Raw genomic sequence first — 18,505 nt, forward strand, 5'->3', positions numbered from 1 at the left:
GCGATTTTACCCCGAATATCGGCATACATTTATTCACTTTAGGCAAACACCTATGAACAGAAAGATCGGTACCTTGGCAACATTATTCATTGCGCTGGCCTTACTGCTAGGCAGTGTCCAGGAAGCGCAGGCGAAACGCATGGGCGGCGGAAAGTCTTTCGGCAGCAAACCGAGCTATAGCACACCGTTTCAACGCTCCACCTCTCCCAGTGGAGCCAGCAGCCAGCCTACCCGTTCGGCTAGCCAGCAACAAGCCGCCGCACAAAATCAAACAGCCAGACAAAATTGGGCCGGTCGCGGCGGCCTGATGGGTATGCTGGGTGGCTTGGCTTTAGGCGGACTATTGGGCTCATTGTTCTTCGGTGGCGCATTCGAAAACATCAATCTGATGGACATGCTGCTGTTTGCCGGCGTCGCCTATCTGCTGTATCGCTTGTTTGCGGCCAGATCACGTCAGCAACCCGCCGCACCGACCGGTTACGGACCAGCTCACTCACAACCAGCGGAATCGCAAAATTATTATCGCGAAACTCAACAACCGGCAGCTGGCGGCTCCGGCTTCGATACCGATGTGCTGTTCAAAAAAGGCAGAACGGCGGGATCAAATAGCAGCGACTATCAACAGCCCGCTGGCTTCGACGCGAACAACCTGCCGGCTGGATTCGATCAGCGCGCCTTTTTGAGCGGCGCAGAAAGTGCGTACCGCTACCTGCAAGCAGCTTGGGATAGTCGCGACTTGGCGGAAATCCGCGGCTTAACCACGGACAAGGTATTTGTGGAAATTCAAGAGCAATTGCAAGCATCCAGCGCCAGCAACAAAACTGAGGTTCTGAAACTCAACGCTGAATTAATTGATGTCCGCGAAGCCGGCTCGGAGTTGGAAGCGGTAGTGTTATTCGACGCATTGATCAGCGAAGATGGCGCGAAAGCCGAACCGATCAAAGAAGTATGGCATTTCGTCAAACCCATAAACAGCAATCAAACCCGCTGGTTCCTGGACGGCATTCAGCAATTTGCAGAATAATCCGGCATGACGGCGGACAGCACTAAAGTCAGACAGCGTTACGATAGGCTTGCGCCCTATTTCGATGGTCTGGAAGGCTTTCTGGAAGGCTTGCTGTTTCGCCGTTTACGTAAAAAGCTCTGGTCGCAGGCTAGCGGCGCCCATATATTGGAAGTCGGGGTCGGAACGGGGAAGAACTTCCCGTTTTACCCTGATGATGGCCGGATCACAGCTATCGACTTCAGCCCGAAAATGCTGGAAATGGCCCGCCGCAAACAACAGCGTAAACAGATTGTTGTCGATCTGACTTTGATGGATGTGCAGGCTCTGGATTATGCCGATAACAGCTTCGACACGGTCATTGCCAGTTTTGTGTTTTGTTCGGTACCGAAACCCAGAAAAGGCCTGAAAGAGCTCTATCGCGTTTGCAAACCTGGCGGTCAAGTGCTGTTGTTGGAACACGTATTAAGCTCCAACAAAGCTTTGGCGATGATGATGAATTTGTTCAACCCGCTGATTTTGAATACTTTGGGCGCCAATATTAACCGGCAGACGTTAAAAAGCGTGCAAGCTTGCCCGTTCCAAAAAATATTCGTCGATCCCGCCAGCAGCGACATGATCAAACTGATCCGCGCCATCAAATAAATCTTCTTCGCAAGGCCGCTCATTCGGGCGGTTTTTACTATTTAATCGCCGCCGTCTACAATGCACGCGTGCTTAATCGGGCGTAAATGACGGAAATTATGGCAAACAAGTTAAAATTGGCGAGCAAAAATAAGCGTTTGGCGCTTTTCTGTATTACCCTGCGGACTGCCGCGCCTGCCGGGGCGGACGATACCCTATCCCATTTAAAAACCTTATCTCTCCAAGAGCTGAGTGCGTCCACCGTTTCCATCGCCTCGAAAAACCAACAACCTATCAGCGAAACCCCGTCGGCGGTATTCGTCATCAGCCACGAAGAAATCAGACGCTCCGGGATGCAGTCGATTCCGGAACTGCTGCGCAAGGTGCCAGGCCTGGAAGTCGCTCGGGTGGATGGCAATCAATGGGCGATCAGTAGCCGCGGCTTTAACGGGATAAATGCCAACAAGCTGTTGGTAATGATGGACGGCCGCACCGTCTACGACCCACTGAACTCCGGCGTTTACTGGAACGAGCAGGATTACCCGTTGGAAGACATAGACCGTATCGAAGTGATTCGCGGCCCCGGCGCAACGTTGTGGGGCTCCAACGCCGTCAACGGTGTCATCAATATCGTCACTCGTTCCGCGCAGGAATCGCAAGGCGTATTGCTGTCAGGCGGCACCAGCAAAGAAGAACCCGGATTCGGCACCTTTCGTTATGGCGGTCAACTCAGTCCGGATTTTAATTATCGAGTCTACGGTAAATACAATCATCGCGAGGCTTTTCATTTCGGTAACGGCGAAAAAGCCAACGACAGCCTGGACATGGGCCGCGCCGGTTTTCGCAGCGATTGGACCCCGGACCCCCGCAAAAACCTGATCGTGCAGGGCGACTATTTCAATGGCGACATGCAGCAGTCGCTGAATAGCCTCGACCCGGTTTCGCCCATTAGCCCCGACAGCACCAAAAAATATGGCGGTAACCTGCTGTTACGTTGGCAACAAACCCTGGAAAACGATAGCCGCCTACAAATCCGCAGTTATTTCGATCATGCCGTCCGCAACCAAAGCCGACTGGATTATCGGCGCAGCACCTTCGACCTGGATTTACAGCATGATTTCAATTGGCACGCTCATCACGTAACGTGGGGTGCCGGTTATCGCTTCAATAGCGATCAACTTCAGCAAAAACAGGTGTTGTTACACTTCGATCCGTCCGAGCGCGATGTGCACTTGTTCAACGTCTTTGCTCAAGACGAGTGGCGATTTCTGGCAGACGAACTGCGCTTGATATACGGCAGTAAAGTCGAGCATAACGATTTTACCGGCTTTGAAATCCAGCCTTCCGCCCGGCTGTTGTGGGTGCCCAATCAACAACACAGCCTGTGGGGCGCGGTATCCAGAGCAGTTCGCGTGCCGGCAAGAGCCGATCACGACGTCAATGTCTTGTTCAACGTAGCCCCCGGAACCACAGCCAACATTATGGGCGACGATAATTTCGACTCGGAGAGCGCAGTCACTTACGAATTGGGCTACCGCTTTTTCCCCAACGACATCTTTAACCTGGATACTACGCTGTTTTATAGCGATTACGGCCGGCTCAGCACCACCGAACCGCAAACGCCGCTTATCAACGGCGAAAACATCACTATCCCGTTTCTAATTGCCAACAAGGCAAACGGTGAAGCTTATGGTTGGGAAACAGCACTGAATTGGCGGCTTTCCGAACGCTGGCGATTGCAAGGTAGTTACAGCCTGTTTGCGATTGCCTTGCACCAGCGCGACGGTAGCCTGGATAGCGCCGCGACGGTGGCTGAAGGCAATAGCGCCCGCAACCGTTTCAACCTCAGCTCCTACTTCAATCTGCCGTATCAACTGGAATTCGATGCGCATTGGTATTACACCGATCACCTGATCAATCAGGTGTCGGCCTATCATCGTCTGGACTTGCGCTTGGGCTGGCAGCCGAATCTACATTTTGAATTGGCTGTCGGTGCGCAGAATTTGCTGGACAATCGGCATCTGGAGTTCAGCCCTAATATAGATAACGCGGTGATCAGTAGCGAATTCGAACGCAATTATTACCTTAAAGCGACGGTACGCTACTAAATGCGGTATACGAGCCTACACAGGTTCTTGGCAAACACCGGCGCAGTGGCGCGGCGGTGTGTGTTAATGCTGTTGCTAAGCTGTTTACCATCGCCGCAGTCGGGCAGAGCGGACGAGCCGCGCTTTAACGAGACAGAACTTAAAGCAGCGTATTTATACAACTTTGCCTACTTCGTTACTTGGCCGACAGCCAATAAGGCGTTTCAGTTTTGCAGTTACGCCAATTCGCCGGTCACCGGCATACTGGCAAAACTGATCGAAGGCGAGCGGGTAAACGATTTACCGATTCAGCTGATTATCGACCCAATACCCGAACAATTGCACGAATGCCAAGTGATTTATATTCCGGCGCAACAGGAAAGAATTCTCGCCGCGACCCTGGAGTTTGTCAGACCATTTCCGGTGTTGACGGTCAGCGATATCGCCGATTTCGAACACCGAGGCGGCATGATCCGTCTGGCTAACGACGGCCTTCGGGTTCAACCGGTTATACAACTGAAAAATGTGACGCGAATAGGGCTGGCGATTAGTTCCAAGCTATTGCGCAGTTCGCGGCTGATTGAGTAGCTGCCGGTAGCAATTCTCTGGACAATTTTGAACATGGCTCAACGAGAGTTACTGAACTCGCCGCCGCGCACGGGTCTGTATCTGTGCCGTCGAATGCATATGAGCGACTTTGGAACTGATGGGCGGCACACCCAAGTATCTGAACAAGTAAATCAGGGTACAGGATTAACCGTTACCCTGAATCAAATTGGCCTTATAACTAGCGCACCGAATTAACGGTACGTTCCAGTTCTTCGCGGCTGAGATGGCGCACATCCTTGCCTTTCACCATGTATATCACCTGCTCGCAGACATTGCAGGAGTGGTCGCCTATCCGCTCCAAAGCCCTGGCTGCCCACAACATATCCAAGGCTCTGGTGATGTTACGCGGGTTTTCCATCATCTGCGTGATCAATTGGCGGGTGATGCTGGTGTATTCCCGGTCTACCTTGGCGTCCTGTTCAGTGATGGCAATCACTTCCTCAACATCGTTTCGGGCATAAGCATCCAATGCGCCGTTCAGCATATCCTTGACCAAATTCAGCAGATGTTCGATTTCGTAATACTTGTCCTGATAATAATCGGCACCTTCCAGACGCATGGTCATTTTGGCGATACGCGCCGCTTCGTCGCCAATTCGCTCCAAGTCGGTGATGATCTTGATCGTCGCGATCAACATCCGTAAATCAAAAGCCGCCGGCTGGCGCTTGGCCATGATTTCGGTGCACTCATGGTCGATGTCTTTTTCCATCTCGTTGACGTACTGGTCTTGCTGCACCACTTTTTCGGCATTTTCCATGTCGTTACTCATGAAAGCCTTGGTCGCCAAATCGACTTGCTGCTCAACCAGGCCGCCCATGGTCAGCACTTTGTTGCGAATATCTTCCATCTCCTCGTTGAATTGACGGGAAATGTGCTGTTTGATTTTGCTGTTATCCATTGTCTACCTCCTAGCCGTACCTGCCGGTAATGTAATCTTCTGTTTGTTTTTTCGCCGGATTGGTAAACAACTCGCTGGTTTCACCAAATTCGATTAATTCGCCCATGTACATAAAAGCGGTGAAATCGGATACCCGCGCCGCCTGCTGCATATTATGGGTGACGATCACTATCGTATATTTTTCTTTCAATTCGTTAATCAATTCTTCGATTTTCAAGGTCGAGATTGGATCCAACGCCGAAGCCGGCTCGTCCAACAGGATCACTTCCGGCTCAATGGCAATCGCCCTGGCAATCACCAACCTTTGCTGTTGACCGCCGGACATACCCAAGGCATTGTCGTTCAGTCGATCCTTCATCTCATCCCAAAGCGCCGCGCCGCGCAAGGATTTTTCCACCACTTCGTCGAGTATACGGCGGTCGTTGATGCCTTGAATCCTTAAGCCGTAGGCGACGTTTTCGTAAATGGTTTTCGGAAACGGATTGGGCTTTTGAAACACCATCCCCACTCGCCGGCGCAGAGCCGCGACATTCACCGATTTATCGTAAATATCCTCGCCATCCAGCAGAATCTTGCCTTTGATGGTGACGCCGTCGACCAGATCGTTCATCCGGTTGATACAGCGCAATAGCGTCGATTTGCCGCAACCGCTGGGACCGATATAAGCGGTCACTTTCTTGTGCGGCATTTCCATATTCACGCTATGCAAGGCCTGCTTCTGGCCGTAGAACAAGTCCAGGTTTTCGACTTTGATGCAGGTTTCTAGCTGTTCGGCGCTTTTTCTGTCTTCCCTTTTCAACGCACTAATGTCAATGGCGTGGGTATTCTTTTGGGCTGTTGTCATGGTATGGGGTCCAGTCTTCCGGATGGATATGCGAATTTAATTTTCCAGGGCGCGGTATTTTTCCCGCAGATTGTTACGTATCGAGATAGCGAACATATTCAGACCGATAATCACCATCACCAGTAATAATGACGTCGCGTAAACCAAAGGTCTGGCGGCCTCGACATTCGGACTCTGGAAGCCGACGTCGTAAATATGAAACCCTAAATGCATAAACTTTCTATCCAGATGCAAATAAGGAAAATTGCCGTCTAAAGGTAAAGTCGGCGCCAGTTTCACTACGCCGACCAGCATCAAGGGTGCTACCTCGCCGGCGGCGCGCGCCACCGCTAAAATCAAGCCGGTCATGATCGCCGGGCTAGCCATCGGCAATACGGTGCGCCATAGGGTTTCGGCTTTGGTTGCGCCCAGCGCCAAGCTACCTTCTCGAATCGATTTGGGAATCCGCGACAAACCTTCCTCGGTGGCCACGATTACCACCGGCAGGGTCATCAAGGCCAGCGTCAACGAGGCCCACAGCAAACCGGGCGTACCGAAGACCGGGGCGGGCGCGGCTTCCGGGAAAAACAAGCGGTCGATATTGCCGCCAATGATGTACACGAAAAAACCCAAGCCGAACACACCGTAAACGATGGACGGTACGCCGGCCAGATTATTAACGGCAATTCGGATCACTCGGGTAATAAAGCCCTGCTTGGCGTATTCACGTAGGTAAACCGCAGCGATTACCCCGAACGGCGTGACGACGACCGCCATCAACATCACCATCAACACAGTACCGAAAATAGCCGGGAAAATACCGCCTTCGGTATTGGCTTCACGCGGTTCGTCGCTCACAAAAGTGGCGAAATTAGCGACATATTCGCCGCATTTGTCCAGCACGCTCATCGTGTTGGGGCGGGTCATTTTCACCACCCGATTCAAGGGCAGACTAATTTCCTTGTTTCCGGCTTCCGCAACCACCAAGCTATAGCGCTTGCTTTCCTTGCTCAGCTTGCCGATTTGTTGCTGGATGACTTGGTATTGTTTTTCATAAGTCTGTTTTTGCGCGGCAAACTCCTGCTTAGCCGTATCGTTCCAGGCATTTTTCAGTTCCAAGCCGCGTTGCTTCAGACGCAGACGCTCCAATTCATAGTTAATCGCCCCAACTTCATGGTCTTGTAAGCTATCGATTTCGTCGTGTTGTTCCAAAACTGTCGCCAGTTTCTGCTGCGCCACCTGCCAGGCCTGCTCGCCTTGGGCGATTACCACGCCATCTTCCTTCACCGCCAGCAATCTGCCGTAGAAATTGCCCCACTCGCGGCGTTCGACCATGATCAAATCGTCCGGCGTGGATTGGCTGTGAATGTATTGCTGCTGGATCCAGCGAAAATCGCTACCGAGAATATCGCGGTTACCGGTTTTTACCAGATGCTGCACCAAGTATTCGCCGTTATCCAGCAACTCATGGCCGGCGGCCCTGGCTTGCGCTGCGGGCAGTAACGAAGTCGCCACCGCTTCACCGATGATGGCGCTTTCCGGGCCATCGCGATCTTGATAACGATATTCAATGATGTCGGCCGGCCAGAAATGGCCCAAGCCCCGCACCGCAATTAGCAGCAGCAAGCCCACCACCAGTATCAGATTTAAACTGACCGCGCCGGCGGTCATCCATATCCAGGGCGAACCGCTCTTAAACCATGCTTTCATCATAATGAGCTGTATTTTTGTCTTAGATTCTGCCGAATGACTTCAGCCAGCGTGTTGACTACAAAAGTGAACATGAACAGCACCAAGGCCGCCAGGAACAACACCCGATAGTGGGTGCTATTCACTTCCGATTCAGGCATCTCTACGGCGATATTGGCGGACAGCGTGCGCAGACCCTGAAAGATGCTCAAATCCATCACCGCAGTATTGCCGGTGGCCATTAACACAATCATCGTCTCGCCGACCGCGCGGCCGAAACCGATCATGATCGCCGAAAAAATACCGGGGCTGGCGGTCAGTAACACCACCTTGGTCATGGTCTGCCAAGGCGTAGCGCCCAACGCCAACGAACCGGTCGTCAAATGTTTGGGCACGCTGAAAATCGCATCTTCGGCAATGGAGAAAATCATCGGAATCACAGCAAAACCCATCGCTAAACCAACCACCAGAGTATTGCGTTGATCGTAACCGATGCCGAATTCCTCTCGCATCCAGGTGCGCAAATCGCCGTGAAAACACAAGGCTTCGATGGACGGACTTAACTGAAAAGACAACCAGGCGCCGAATATGACCACCGGGATCAGCACCACCGCATCCCAGCCGTCCGGAATTTTGTGACGGGTTTGTTCCGGTACGAATTGCCAAAAATAAGCAAAAATCATCACCGACAAGGGCACGATCATCAACAACGCAAAAATCCCGGTCAGATTGGCTTCCACGAAAGGCGCCAGCCACAAACCGGCCAAAAAGCCCAGAATCACGGTCGGCAAAGCGCCCATGATTTCCACGCCCGGCTTCACGTACTGGCGCACGCTGGGCGCCATGAAATAGCCAGTATAAATCGCCCCAAACAAAGCCAGCGGCACGCCCATCAACATCGCGTAGAACGAAGCTTTTAAGGTGCCGAACACCAGCGGCGTTAAGCTCATTTTCGGTTCGAAATCGTTACTGGCCGCCGATGATTGCCAGATGTAATCGGGTTTTGGATAACTTTCGTACCAAACCTTGTTCCATAACGAACTCCACGACACTTCCGGATGTTCGTTTTCGATAGTCCAATGATTGATTTTGCCGTCTTCGGTTTGCAGTAACATCGCGTTGGCGCGCGGCGACAAGGTGACGGAAACAGGCTTTCCGCCGGCGATTTTTTCCTTGATCAATTCCCGTGCGGCGGTGGAACTGTATATCCCGATCTCGCCGTTGGCGTCGGCTGCCAACATGCCTTTGCGGCGCTGTTCCGGGTTAATGGTAATAATCGGCGCGTCGGATACCTTAAACGCCCGCAATTTTTCAATGCTGAAATGGTTTTGCTGGTCGCGGACCATGGACCACTGCGCCATCACACCGCTGGTATCGCCTATCAACAGCGAAATATCGCCGTTCAAGAACTCCATGCTGCTGATTTGCACACCTTGGTTCAGCACATTCAGTTTATGTTTGATCTCGGGCTTACTCTTGTCGAGAATGTCCACCACCGTCAAATCCCCGGAACGGCTGGCCAGATAAAGATTGTGCAGTTCTTTATCCAGCAGGATGAAATCGACTCCGTCAGCAGCCATCTCGATCACCGAATCGGTGGCCTCCCAAGTCGCTTCGTCGTCGAACAGCGATTCTTTTTTACTGAGACTGCTCAACACCATACGGTTATCAGCGGTTTTTGCCAGCAAAGTGCTGTTTTTATCGCCTAACTTCACCGCCAGCTTGGTTAGCGCCTGGCCTTGCTTATCCACCACCAGCGGTTCGGCGCCTAGCGGATATTGAATAGCCGGGGTAATTGCCCGCTTCCCATTGGGATATGACAGTTTGTAATCGTGCCTAACGACCACGGCACGGCCATCCGACAAACCAAAGGCGATGACACCTTTATCGACGCCGCCGTGCGCGTAGCTGGTGATTTGCACTTGCTCGGGAATCGGCAATGCTTCGGTGCGAATCAGCTGGCCGGTGGCGACGCTAAAAAATATCGCTTTGCCGGTATCGGTAAAACGCACGGCCACTTCGTTCTGCTCTTCCATCGACAGAAAAACGGTATTGCCCAGCGCCTGCTCGGGTACGTCGTAACGGCCGATCACTTCCGCATGAGAGGGCAGCAGTATCGGAAAAACCACATACAACAGATAAAAAAAGATTAACACCACTGCCAGGATAATACTCAACCCGCCGGCTACGACGCCGCGAGCCACCATTTTGTCCTTTACTAGCCGCCAACGCTGATAGCGCTCACTAGTCGCCGTCTGAAACAGCGTGGCTTTCGCTTGAGTGGAATGGGCTTCAGTCATAACAAGGTATCGTGGGTTAACAAAAAGCGGCGCCGAACAATCGCAACGCGGTCAGAGACAAAAAAGCCGATAAAACTGGAGAATTATCGGCTTGATATTATACAAGATCATCCGCCATTACTTGGCGAGAGGGGCAATGACATTGTTGGTATTAGCCAATCCCTTGCTGCATCCATGCAGAATTGTCCCTTTATCAGGCATCCTTGGCTGATGTAATTACTGAATCAGAGTCAAAGCTTTTTCGACTGCCTTGGCTGGCAGCGGAATATAGCCGTCCTTGATCACGACTTGTTGGCCGGTTTTGGACAAGACCATTTTGAAAAACTCTTTTTCCATAGGGGCCAGCGGCTCGTTAGGTTTTTTGTTTACGTAAATATACAAGAAACGTGACAACGGATAGGCACCTGATGTAGCGTTCTCAGGAGAAGCTTCAACAAACGGCTGGCCGTCTTTCAGCGCCAGCGGCACGGCTTTTACACCCGAGGTGGAATAACCGATACCGGAATAACCGATGCCGTTTGCTGAGGTCGTAACCGATTGCACAACCGAAGCGGAACCAGGCTGTTCGTTGACGTTGCTTTTGAAATCGCCTTTGCACAGTGCTTCGTCTTTAAAGAAACCGTAAGTACCGGACACCGAGTTACGGCCATACAACTGAATAGGTTTGCTTGCCCAACCGCCAGTCAGGCCGGCTTGGCCCCAAGTGGTGATATCAGTGGCATAACCACATTTACGGGTTGAGGACAAAATCGCATCCACTTGCGGAATGCTTAAGCCTTTAACCGGGTTGTCCTTGTTAACGAAAACCGCCAGGGCATCGATAGCAACCGGAATCGCGGTCGGTTTGTAACCGTATTTGCTTTCGAAGTCGTCGATTTCGTTATCTTTCATTTTCCGGCTCATCGGACCCAGGTTAGCGGTACCTTCGGTCAACGCTGGTGGAGCGGTCGAAGAACCGGCTGCTTGAATCTGAATGTTGACGTTGGGATAAATCTTGCCGAATTCTTCGGCCCACAAGGTCATCAAGTTAGCCAAAGTATCCGAGCCAACGCTGGAGATGTTGCCGGACACGCCGCTGGCTGCCGCATATTCAGGCAAAGCCGGATCCAATGTCGCGGGAGCCGCCACTGCTTCACCGCCGAGCAAAGCAGCCGATGCAAAACCAAATCCTAAAACCAGCGATTTCAGCTTGAATGTATTTTTCATATATTTTCTCGAAATGTTTAAAACTTAAGATTCATATTGCCAACCTAGCGTGACAATAGTATGAAGCAAATATGACAGTTTTATGACAAAAACACCCAATTCTAACCGGCCGCTAAAATCTAGCGCCCGCCAGATCCAACCCGGATGTATTCCAGCTTTAAAAAACTGTAGCTAAAATCAACGGCTTGATCGTTTTTAACATCGTCCCTGGCAACTTCCCGCCATTGACTGGCATCGATCTCCGGGAAAAAAGTGTCGCCCGCGAAAGTTTTGTGGATTTCGGTCAGGTACAAATAATCGGCATACGACAGCATTGCTTCGTATAAGGTGGCGCCGCCAATCACGAATAATTCCGGGCTATCGGCATAGCGTTGCAACACGCTATCGATGTCGCCAAACACCCTGCAACCGGGCTGCTGATAACTCGGATCGCGGCTGATAATGATGTTCTCCCGTCCCGGCAAAGGCCGGCCGATAGCCTCAAACGTTTTACGGCCCATCAAGATCGGCGCACCCATAGTGATTTGCTTGAAGCGTTTCAAGTCGGCCGAGAGATGCCAAGGCATTTGGCCGTTCAGGCCAATGGCACGATTACTGGCCATCGCCACGATCAGTGATATTTTCATGCGGAGTGTTTAAGATGGGCTTTGTAAGCAAAACATCATACTAGAAACCATCGTTTATGAAGAAAAACATCCTGCTGGTGTTTACCGGCGGCACCATTGGCTCGCAGCTTAGCGGCGACACCATCAATACCGACGGCAAAGCCGGCTTTAAATTATTGCAAGGCTTTGCAGAACAAGACCCCAAGCCCAATTCCGTAAGCTTCAAAACCTTGCAGCCCTTGCAGATTCTCAGCGAAAACCTGCATCCCAGTCATTGGCCGCAAATCATCGCTTCGATTGAAGCCGAGGATCTAAGCCAATTTGACGGCATCATCGTCACCCACGGCACTGACAGCTTGGCCTTTAGCGCTGCGGCACTGAGCCTGTACTTCAATGGCTTGTCGATTCCGCTGCTGCTGGTTTCCAGCGATTTGCCGCTGGACAACTCGCACGCAAACGGCGCGGCGAACTTTCTTTGTGCGGTGGAATTTATCCGCCAACTCGGTCTGGCCGGCGTGTTTGTGCCGTATCGAAATCCGGGGCAAGTCATGCAGATTCATCTCGGCAGCCGTCTATCATCCTGCCTGCCGCTGAGTAGCGATTTCATCAGCGTGCAGTCGCAGGCCTGGATGCGCTTCGAGGGCGGGCGATTCCAGCCTCTGCAAGATTTGGCACTAAGCGACCGTTCGCCAATTTCGCTTAAACCCGACTTTTCCAAACGCATATTGTTGATCAGACCTTATCCCGGTCTGGATTACTCGGCATACCATCTCGACAAGGTCGATGCAGTGCTGCACGACCTGTACCATTCCGGGACGGCTTGCGCGTCAAGTGCAGCAGGAGAGCAATACAGCCTGGTGGAGTTCGTCAAACATTGCATCAGACAGGGTGTCAAAATTTATCTGACACCGGCGCTATATTCAGAAAGCGCATACGCCTCAACTCGCGAGCTGTTGGATGTGGGCGCGGAAATGATCTGGAATACGTCGTTGGAAGCGGCTTACGCCAAATTACTATTGGCTTACGGCAATTTCGACACACCGCAGGCAATTTCTGGGTTTTTGCCACAGAACTTGGCCCACGAACAACTGTAATTACGGTTGGATTTTATAGTGCGTCGAGCCTGACGGCTCAACTGTAGCGAGGGGCGGATTGCCAAAAGGCAATCCGCTTAATAGTTGGGTACTATGGCTTAGCTGGCGCGGGTACTGGCGGTTTTTTAACCAAAACCTTGGCATCCGGCCCCATCGACACAGAATAGTCGGTGGAGGAAATTACGTTCTGACTGGCAATGTCCACAACCCTTAGCGAAACGTAGACGTTGTTGTAGCCTGGCGCAAACGATCCTACGACGACCGCTTTAGCCCCGACGTTATTTAAAGCTTCCTTGGTTTTATCAGGCAGTTGCAGAATGCCAGCTTCGTTTTTGGCAAAAATTTCGGTAGGCAACTCCATACCCATCACCCGGTAACCGGAACGATGAAAGGCCGAGGAAATTTGATCGGAGACAATGCGGCCAAACGCCAGCGTTTGCTCCAGTTCGCCGACATTAACCAGCGAATTGATAACCACCAAACTACCTCTAGGTAAAGGTTCGCGCAAATCGAGAATCAGCTGATCGACCGCCTCGTAGCTTACCTCGACCAAGTCGTCATCTTTGACTTCGCTAGCCCGAAACCCTCGGCTGCAACCGCTCAGCATCATCAGCGCCAACAGCATCAGCACCATCGTCTTTTTGTTAACCATAAGACCTCTCCTCTCGTAATTGTTGAAGTTATCAGAGCTTAAAACAGCAAGCCAGTCAATCTAATTTACTACCGCAGTATACACAGCATTGCGCTGGAGAATTGCTTGAACGACGCCAGGCAAAACCCTGGATATTTTTGAACGCTTATTGACCGCTTTCGGTAACAATCACACCGATGCCGTTTTTCTGCAGCAATTCCTTGATCGTGGAAACGCTGGCGGGATTATCGTAGGGACCGACCTTAACGCGATGCCAGATAACATTGCCGACTTTAGCTTTCTCGACCCGGGACTCTATGCCGAGCGATGCCAGCTTAGCCTTGTGGCGCTCGGCTTCTGACGCTTCCCGGAAGGAACCGGCCTGCATAATGTATTTGGCAGCCTTGGTTTTACCGACCAGCTGCTCACGTACCCGGGTTTTGATTTCGTAATCGGGCACCACGACTTCCGCCTGTGGCAGTATGGTATAAAAATCGTAACGAGGCTCTTCCGGTTCCGCAGGTTGTGACGGCTCCGCCGGTTTTTCCGGCTCGACGACCGCTTGAGTTTGCGGTTTGACCGGTAATTCCTGCTTTAACTTTTCCACTACTTGCGGGATTTCCGCTTCCGGCTTGCCTGCCACCAACTCCGGCACCATTTTGCGGATCATGTTCAGAAACACCCCAAAAGCTACAATCAGCGCGATGACCAGCAACCAACGCCAAGGCGCAACCGAAGATTTTTTCGGCTTTCTGCGACTGTTGGTGTAACTGGGGCTTTGAACGCGGTGCTTATAGTCTCTGGCCATTACATCGCTTCAGGTGCATTGATTTTCAATAAGGATAGGGCGTTGACCAATACTTGCTTGACGGCACAAATCAAATTAATGCGGGCATTACAAAGTTTGTCGTCGTCTACCAGAAACTGGTGTGCGTTGTAATAACTGTGGAACTGATTGGCCAGCTCACGCAAGTAATGAATCAATTGATGAGGCTCGTAATTCACAGCAGCACGTTCCAAAGCTTCCGGGTATTTGGAAAGTGTAGTCAGTAACGCGGCTTCCTGCTCTTCGGTCAACAGATTCAGATGCTCCATACCCAAATGCGGATTGCGTTGCCGACCTTTTTCGTCGATCTGGCGCAACACGCTACACACCCTGGCATGCGCATACTGCACATAATAAACCGGGTTTTCGTTGCTTCTGGAAGTAGCCAGCTTCAGATCGAAATCCATATGTTGCTCGGATTTACGCATCACGTAAAAGAAGCGGCACGCATCTCTACCGACTTCGTTGCGCAGCTGCCTTAGGGTGACAAACTCGCCGGAACGGGTCGACATTTGTACTTTTTCGTCGCCGCGATACAAGATCGCAAATTGCACCAGCAATACTTTCAGCTTGGATTCGTCGGCGCCCAGGGCTTGCATCGCCGCTTTCACGCGCGGAATATAACCGTGGTGATCTGCACCCCAAATGTTGACGATTTGATCGAAGCCGCGATCCAGCTTGTTCATGTGATAGGCAATATCGGAAGCAAAATAGGTGGTCTGACCGTTATCACGCACCACCACTCTATCTTTTTCGTCGCCCAGGCGACTGGAGGCAAACCAAGTAGCGCCTTCCTGCTGGTAAAGGTACCCGGCCGCATCCAGACGCTTTAGGGCTTGTTCGACGGAATGATCGTCCATCAGCGAGCGCTCGGAAAACCACTGTTGATAGCTGACGCCGAATTCGGCCAAGTCGTTTTTGATATCGTCCAGAATTTCGTCCAGACCGGCTTGAAATACCTCTTTATAAGCGTCGCCGAGCAAGGCTTTGGCACGATCGATCAACGCATCGATGTGTTTTTCCTTGTCGCCGCCTTGCGGCTCGTCGGCGGGCAAATCCGCCATCACTAGCGCGGCGGCTCGGCGGTAGGCATCGCCGGCTTTCTTATGCAAATTCGCGGAAATCTCCCGGACATATTCGCCGCGATAACCGTTGCTTGGAAAAGGCATAACCTCGTCGCAGGCTTCCAGATACCGCAGCCAGACACTGGTAGCCAGAATATCCATCTGCCGGCCGGCATCGTTCACATAGTATTCTCGCTCGACTTGAAACCCGGCCGCCGCCAGCAAATCCGCCACAGCCGAACCGTAAGCCGCGCCGCGACCATGGCCAACATGCAAAGGCCCGGTGGGATTGGCGGAAACGAATTCGACCTGGACACGTTTGCCCGCACCAATCTTGCTTAAACCGAACTCCGCTCCGCCATCGAGTACCTGTTTGACAATCTGGAACTGGCTGTCGGGATTGATGAAGAAATTGATAAATCCGGGGCCGGCGATATCAACCTTGGTGATCAGCGCATCGCTCGGCAGAGCCTCGACGATTTTTTCGGCCAGTTGTCTAGGATAAAGTTTGGCCGGCTTGGCCAGTAACATCGCCAGGTTGGTGGCGAAGTCGCCGTGTTGCGCATCGCGAGTGCGCTCTAAATTGATTTGCGCAATAAAATCGTTTTCGAGAATACCTTGAGTTTTAAGGACTGTAACGGCTTGTTGTAACAGGGATTCCAGCTTTTGTTTCATCGCGTTGAAAAATGGGGATTTATCGGAAAATAGCCGCCATTATCCATTAAAAACAAATTATTGGCTAGGACGCTCGCCGAACAGCGCCGTGCCAATCCGCACCAATGTTGAACCTTCGGCAACCGCCGCCTGCAAATCGCCACTCATCCCAAACGAAAAGGTATCGAGATCGTTACGATCAAGTTGCCGCACCGTCTGATAAAGCCGGCGATAGGGCTGACATTGGGCCTGATAATCCTGCTGCGGCTCCGGAATCGCCATCACGCCGCGCAAACGCAAATTCGGCAATTTGCTAACTTGCTCAATCAGCTCCGGCAAATTGGCCAACTCAATGCCGGATTTGCTGGCTTCGTCGCTGATGTTGACTTGCAAACAGATATTCAGCGGCGGCAAATAGTCCGGACGCTGCTCGCTGAGGCGCTCGGCTACTTTCAGACGATCAACACTGTGCACCCAGGCAAAGTGCTGGGCAATTGGCTTGGTTTTATTGGATTGAAGCGGCCCGATGAAATGCCAGCTGATATTGAATGCCGCCAATTCCTGCTGCTTTTTCAGGGCTTCCTGCAAATAGTTTTCTCCGAAATGGCGCTGTCCAAATCGGTAGGCGGCAGCAATATCAGACGCTGGCTTGGTCTTGCTGACGGCCAATAGTTGCACACTACCAAGCGGACGTTGCGCATCTATTTCGGCCTGGCGGAGTTGCTTGCTTACATTGGCAAAACGCTGAGCGATACTATTCACGATCCTCAGCCGCCGATTCTTTTTTGACAAATAAGCGTGAAAACAGCAATCCGGATTCAAACAACAGCCACATCGGCACTGCCAACAGGGTTTGCGACAAAGCGTCGGGCGGCGTCAAAAACATCGCGATGACAAACACTCCGACAATGACATATGGCCTCTTTTCAGACAGCGTCTCGGGGGTGATGATGCCGGTCCAGACCAATACGATAGTGAAAATCGGAATTTCGAACGACAACCCGAAGGCAAAAAACATCGCCAATACAAAATCCAGATAAGTGGCTATATCGGTCATCACCGCCACCCCGGCCGGCGCCGCCGACGTGAGATAGCCGAATACCAACGGGAATACCAGAAAATAGGCGAAGGCCGCGCCACTGTAAAACAACAACGTGCTAGCCAATAACAACGGCGCCACCATCAGCTTTTCATGACGATATAAGCCAGGCGCCACAAAGCCCCAGAACTGGTAAAGAATGAAGGGAATGGAAATAAACACCGCAACTACGAATGCGAGTTTGAACGGCGTGAAAAACGGCGATGCTACATCGATGGCGATCATCGTGCTGTTTTTCGGCATGTGCTGCAACAGCGGCTCGGCTAGATAGGCATAAATCTCGTTGGCGTAGCTTGCGGTAGCGACAAACACCAGCAGCACGCACAACACTACCTTTAACAGGCGGTCGCGCAGTTCGACTAAATGGCTAAAAAAAGACTGCTCGTTATCCAGCGGCGCTTGGTTTGTCATCGTCCTGATTGATTTCGGTCGCTGCCTGAGCATTGAAGTTAATATCGTCAAGGGCCGACTGAGTATCCTGCACCACTTTCTGCAATTCGCCGGCTATGGACTGTTGCTGGATTAACTGGCGCATCTCCTCGGCGTGCAATTCCTGTTTAATTTCCGCCTTAGCAGTCGCCAGCACAGTACGGGCTTTTCCTACCCAAAACCCAGCCAAGCGGGCCGCTTTCGGCAATTTTTCCGGGCCTAGCACCAATAGCGCCACCAACCCAACCATCAACAATTCTGAAAAGCCGACATCGAACATATCGCAGACTAAACTCGGTCTTTTTCTTTATTAGTCACTTCGCCTTCCAAAGGCTCTTCTTCCTTGCTTGCAATCGCCTTATCTTCGCTACCTTCCTTAACAGCCGAACGGAATCCCCTAATCGCCTCGCCGAGATCGGCGCCGATATTCTTCAGACGCTTGGTGCCAAACACCAAGATCACGATAACTAACACTACTAATAAATGAGGGATGCTTAAACCCATTGTTCACTCCTTAATTTTAACCATCAGGAAAGATCGCGCTGCGCTTTTTCCTGTAAACCGGACAATCCGAAGCGCCTTTGCAACTCATTGATCACATGTTCCGGCCCGAGTTCCTGATGCGCCAACATCACCATGCAGTGAAACCAAAGATCGGCGGTTTCATACACTATTTTATCCTTATCGCCGTCTTTGGCGGCAATCACCGTTTCGGTGGCTTCCTCGCCTATTTTTTTCAAAATATGATCCAATCCCTTGGCGTATAAACTGGCTACGTAGGACTGATCGGCAGTTTGCAGCTTACGCTGTTCAAGAACCTGGGCCAATTGCTGTAAAACTTCGCTCATTAGCTTTTGTTTAGAT

At 51.6% G+C, this 18,505-nt stretch carries 19 protein-coding genes; 5 read left to right on the forward strand and 14 right to left on the reverse strand.

The features are described 5' to 3' along the window. The first annotated feature begins 52 nt into the window (after positions 1-52). From METH11B_RS0114330 to METH11B_RS0114345, 4 genes are all read left to right on the forward strand, one after another. Positions 53-1,024 (forward strand): Tim44 domain-containing protein, encoded by a 972-nt coding sequence (locus METH11B_RS0114330; protein ID WP_026602607.1) that lies wholly within the window; start codon positions 53-55, stop codon positions 1,022-1,024. Between the two features lie 6 nt (positions 1,025-1,030). Continuing rightward, the gene (locus tag METH11B_RS0114335; RefSeq protein ID WP_026602608.1) at positions 1,031-1,648 is read left to right on the forward strand and encodes a class I SAM-dependent methyltransferase; all 618 of its coding nucleotides are present in this window, start codon (positions 1,031-1,033) and stop codon (positions 1,646-1,648) included. A gap of 98 nt (positions 1,649-1,746) precedes the next feature. After that, positions 1,747-3,735: a TonB-dependent receptor plug domain-containing protein gene (locus METH11B_RS0114340; RefSeq protein WP_197026963.1), complete on the forward strand. Its 1,989-nt coding sequence runs from the start codon at positions 1,747-1,749 to the stop codon at positions 3,733-3,735. A 66-nt stretch (positions 3,736-3,801) separates the two neighbouring features. Beyond that, positions 3,802-4,302 carry a YfiR family protein gene (locus tag METH11B_RS0114345; protein WP_026602610.1) on the forward strand — a complete coding sequence of 167 codons (501 nt, stop codon included), beginning with the start codon at positions 3,802-3,804 and terminating at the stop codon, positions 4,300-4,302. A gap of 199 nt (positions 4,303-4,501) precedes the next feature. Here METH11B_RS0114345 and phoU read toward each other — a convergent pair whose 3' ends face one another. The 6 genes from phoU to METH11B_RS0114375 form a co-directional block, all read right to left on the reverse strand. Further along, positions 4,502-5,221 carry a phosphate signaling complex protein PhoU gene (gene phoU, locus METH11B_RS0114350; protein WP_020484228.1) on the reverse strand — a complete coding sequence of 240 codons (720 nt, stop codon included), beginning with the start codon at positions 5,219-5,221 and terminating at the stop codon, positions 4,502-4,504. Between the two features lie 10 nt (positions 5,222-5,231). Continuing rightward, a complete protein-coding gene (pstB, locus tag METH11B_RS0114355; RefSeq protein WP_020484227.1) occupies positions 5,232-6,065 on the reverse strand; it encodes a phosphate ABC transporter ATP-binding protein PstB in 834 nt (277 codons plus the stop codon). A gap of 36 nt (positions 6,066-6,101) precedes the next feature. Next, positions 6,102-7,757, reverse strand: a complete 1,656-nt coding sequence (gene pstA / locus METH11B_RS0114360; protein ID WP_036276009.1) for a phosphate ABC transporter permease PstA — start codon at positions 7,755-7,757, stop codon at positions 6,102-6,104. Further along, the gene (locus METH11B_RS0114365; protein ID WP_026602612.1) at positions 7,754-10,033 is read right to left on the reverse strand and encodes an ABC transporter permease subunit; all 2,280 of its coding nucleotides are present in this window, start codon (positions 10,031-10,033) and stop codon (positions 7,754-7,756) included. Before METH11B_RS0114365 ends, pstA begins: the two co-directional genes overlap by 4 nt. Positions 10,034-10,249: 216 nt before the next feature. Then, positions 10,250-11,239 carry a PstS family phosphate ABC transporter substrate-binding protein gene (locus METH11B_RS0114370; protein WP_026602613.1) on the reverse strand — a complete coding sequence of 330 codons (990 nt, stop codon included), beginning with the start codon at positions 11,237-11,239 and terminating at the stop codon, positions 10,250-10,252. Positions 11,240-11,358: 119 nt separating this feature from the next. Then, on the reverse strand, positions 11,359-11,865 hold the full coding sequence (locus tag METH11B_RS0114375; protein ID WP_026602614.1) for a dihydrofolate reductase: 507 nt from the start codon (positions 11,863-11,865) through the stop codon (positions 11,359-11,361). Positions 11,866-11,921: 56 nt separating this feature from the next. Between METH11B_RS0114375 and METH11B_RS0114380 the strand changes: the two genes are divergently transcribed. Continuing rightward, positions 11,922-12,938, forward strand: a complete 1,017-nt coding sequence (locus METH11B_RS0114380) for an asparaginase (protein WP_026602615.1) — start codon at positions 11,922-11,924, stop codon at positions 12,936-12,938. 91 nt (positions 12,939-13,029) lie between these two features. Here the strand turns inward: METH11B_RS0114380 and METH11B_RS0114385 are convergent, their stop codons facing one another. The 8 genes from METH11B_RS0114385 to METH11B_RS0114420 form a co-directional block, all read right to left on the reverse strand. Further along, on the reverse strand, positions 13,030-13,590 hold the full coding sequence (locus METH11B_RS0114385; RefSeq protein ID WP_026602616.1) for a FlgO family outer membrane protein: 561 nt from the start codon (positions 13,588-13,590) through the stop codon (positions 13,030-13,032). Between the two features lie 145 nt (positions 13,591-13,735). After that, positions 13,736-14,377 carry an SPOR domain-containing protein gene (locus tag METH11B_RS0114390; protein ID WP_026602617.1) on the reverse strand — a complete coding sequence of 214 codons (642 nt, stop codon included), beginning with the start codon at positions 14,375-14,377 and terminating at the stop codon, positions 13,736-13,738. Next, the gene (gene argS / locus METH11B_RS0114395) at positions 14,377-16,134 is read right to left on the reverse strand and encodes an arginine--tRNA ligase (RefSeq protein WP_026602618.1); all 1,758 of its coding nucleotides are present in this window, start codon (positions 16,132-16,134) and stop codon (positions 14,377-14,379) included. Before argS ends, METH11B_RS0114390 begins: the two co-directional genes overlap by 1 nt. A 57-nt stretch (positions 16,135-16,191) precedes the next feature. After that, a complete protein-coding gene (locus tag METH11B_RS0114400) occupies positions 16,192-16,875 on the reverse strand; it encodes a YggS family pyridoxal phosphate-dependent enzyme (protein WP_026602619.1) in 684 nt (227 codons plus the stop codon). Further along, positions 16,868-17,623 carry a twin-arginine translocase subunit TatC gene (tatC, locus tag METH11B_RS0114405; protein ID WP_026602620.1) on the reverse strand — a complete coding sequence of 252 codons (756 nt, stop codon included), beginning with the start codon at positions 17,621-17,623 and terminating at the stop codon, positions 16,868-16,870. Before tatC ends, METH11B_RS0114400 begins: the two co-directional genes overlap by 8 nt. After that, positions 17,598-17,921 carry a Sec-independent protein translocase protein TatB gene (tatB, locus tag METH11B_RS0114410; protein WP_026602621.1) on the reverse strand — a complete coding sequence of 108 codons (324 nt, stop codon included), beginning with the start codon at positions 17,919-17,921 and terminating at the stop codon, positions 17,598-17,600. Before tatB ends, tatC begins: the two co-directional genes overlap by 26 nt. 8 nt (positions 17,922-17,929) lie before the next feature. Then, positions 17,930-18,145, reverse strand: coding sequence for a twin-arginine translocase TatA/TatE family subunit (gene tatA / locus METH11B_RS0114415; protein ID WP_026602622.1), 216 nt, complete (start codon positions 18,143-18,145; stop codon positions 17,930-17,932). Between the two features lie 23 nt (positions 18,146-18,168). After that, entirely contained in the window at positions 18,169-18,489 is a 321-nt protein-coding gene (locus METH11B_RS0114420) for a phosphoribosyl-ATP diphosphatase (RefSeq protein WP_026602623.1), read from the reverse strand. Positions 18,490-18,505: the final 16 nt, after the last annotated feature.

The organism is Methylomonas sp. 11b (assembly GCF_000515215.1).
Lineage (GTDB): Bacteria > Pseudomonadota > Gammaproteobacteria > Methylococcales > Methylomonadaceae > Methylomonas.

Excerpts from the sequence above, each read along its gene's own strand:
- METH11B_RS0114330 (WP_026602607.1), top strand. The coding sequence starts at position 53 with ATGAACAGAAAGATCGGTACCTTGGCAACATTATTCATTGCGCTGGCC.
- METH11B_RS0114335 (WP_026602608.1), top strand. The coding sequence starts at position 1,031 with ATGACGGCGGACAGCACTAAAGTCAGACAGCGTTACGATAGGCTTGCG.
- METH11B_RS0114340 (WP_197026963.1), top strand. The coding sequence starts at position 1,747 with ATGGCAAACAAGTTAAAATTGGCGAGCAAAAATAAGCGTTTGGCGCTT.
- METH11B_RS0114345 (WP_026602610.1), top strand. The coding sequence starts at position 3,802 with ATGCTGTTGCTAAGCTGTTTACCATCGCCGCAGTCGGGCAGAGCGGAC.
- phoU (WP_020484228.1), bottom strand. The coding sequence starts at position 5,221 with ATGGATAACAGCAAAATCAAACAGCACATTTCCCGTCAATTCAACGAG.
- pstB (WP_020484227.1), bottom strand. The coding sequence starts at position 6,065 with ATGACAACAGCCCAAAAGAATACCCACGCCATTGACATTAGTGCGTTG.
- pstA (WP_036276009.1), bottom strand. The coding sequence starts at position 7,757 with ATGATGAAAGCATGGTTTAAGAGCGGTTCGCCCTGGATATGGATGACC.
- METH11B_RS0114365 (WP_026602612.1), bottom strand. The coding sequence starts at position 10,033 with ATGACTGAAGCCCATTCCACTCAAGCGAAAGCCACGCTGTTTCAGACG.
- METH11B_RS0114370 (WP_026602613.1), bottom strand. The coding sequence starts at position 11,239 with ATGAAAAATACATTCAAGCTGAAATCGCTGGTTTTAGGATTTGGTTTT.
- METH11B_RS0114375 (WP_026602614.1), bottom strand. The coding sequence starts at position 11,865 with ATGAAAATATCACTGATCGTGGCGATGGCCAGTAATCGTGCCATTGGC.
- METH11B_RS0114380 (WP_026602615.1), top strand. The coding sequence starts at position 11,922 with ATGAAGAAAAACATCCTGCTGGTGTTTACCGGCGGCACCATTGGCTCG.
- METH11B_RS0114385 (WP_026602616.1), bottom strand. The coding sequence starts at position 13,590 with ATGGTTAACAAAAAGACGATGGTGCTGATGCTGTTGGCGCTGATGATG.
- METH11B_RS0114390 (WP_026602617.1), bottom strand. The coding sequence starts at position 14,377 with ATGGCCAGAGACTATAAGCACCGCGTTCAAAGCCCCAGTTACACCAAC.
- argS (WP_026602618.1), bottom strand. The coding sequence starts at position 16,134 with ATGAAACAAAAGCTGGAATCCCTGTTACAACAAGCCGTTACAGTCCTT.
- tatC (WP_026602620.1), bottom strand. The coding sequence starts at position 17,623 with ATGACAAACCAAGCGCCGCTGGATAACGAGCAGTCTTTTTTTAGCCAT.
- tatB (WP_026602621.1), bottom strand. The coding sequence starts at position 17,921 with ATGTTCGATGTCGGCTTTTCAGAATTGTTGATGGTTGGGTTGGTGGCG.
- tatA (WP_026602622.1), bottom strand. The coding sequence starts at position 18,145 with ATGGGTTTAAGCATCCCTCATTTATTAGTAGTGTTAGTTATCGTGATC.
- METH11B_RS0114420 (WP_026602623.1), bottom strand. The coding sequence starts at position 18,489 with ATGAGCGAAGTTTTACAGCAATTGGCCCAGGTTCTTGAACAGCGTAAG.